The sequence below is a fragment of the Undibacterium sp. TC9W genome, assembly GCF_049339865.1.
Lineage (GTDB): Bacteria > Pseudomonadota > Gammaproteobacteria > Burkholderiales > Burkholderiaceae_D > Undibacterium.
The window spans coordinates 1-779 of sequence record NZ_JBMPPJ010000063.1 but is presented as its reverse complement, the minus strand read 5'-3'; the positions used below and the strand labels follow the sequence as shown (position 1 = coordinate 779).

The window sequence follows — 779 nt, the reverse complement described above, 5'->3', positions numbered from 1 at the left end:
CTCCTATAATGAGGAATTGCCAAAATGACGACAAACGCAATGGAAAGAAGCAAACTGCAGGCGCTGGCCAAAGAGCTGGCGAAAGACATCAAGACCGAAGCTGATTTGAATGCATTCTCCCGTGAGCTGCTCAAGCTCACGATGGAAACAGCGCTCAATGCAGAACTGACCGAGCATCTCGGCTACGAGAAACATCAGGACAGCGCCCCAGGCAAAGGAAATACCCGTAACGGCAGCACCGTCAAACGCCTTAAAGGCCAGCATGGTGAAGTCGAGATAGAAGCGCCAAGGGATCGTGAAGGCTCCTTCGAGCCCCAGCTTCTGCGCAAGCACCAAAGCCGCTTAACCCAGATGGATGACCAGATTCTGGCGCTTTATGCCAAAGGCTTAAGCACCCGCGAAATCGTCGATGCTTTCAAGGAAATGTATGATGCCGACGTGTCAGCCACCCTGGTCTCCAAAGTCACAGAACGGGTACTGGAACAAATTACCCAGTGGCAAGCCCGTCCTCTGGATGCAGTTTATCCCATCGTCTATCTGGACTGCATCGTCATCAAGATACGAGACAACATGCGTGTCATCAATAAGGCGGTCTACCTGGCTTTAGGGGTAAATATGGAGGGCCACAAAGATTTGCTGGGCCTGTGGATGTCGGAGAATGAAGGTGCCAAGTTCTGGCTGTCCGTGCTGACAGAACTCAAGAGCCGGGGCGTGCAGGATATCCTGATCGCCTGTGTCGATGGCTTGAAAGGCTTCCCTGACGCCATTGCTGCCGAATA

1 protein-coding gene is annotated in these 779 nt (G+C 52.6%); it reads left to right on the top strand.

The window, feature by feature from the left end; translation table 11 throughout:
* Window positions 1-39: 39 nt before the first annotated feature.
* Window positions 40-779 (top strand): IS256 family transposase (locus ACO0LN_RS30250; protein ID WP_422980459.1); only part of this gene is annotated, 740 nt, incomplete at its 3' end.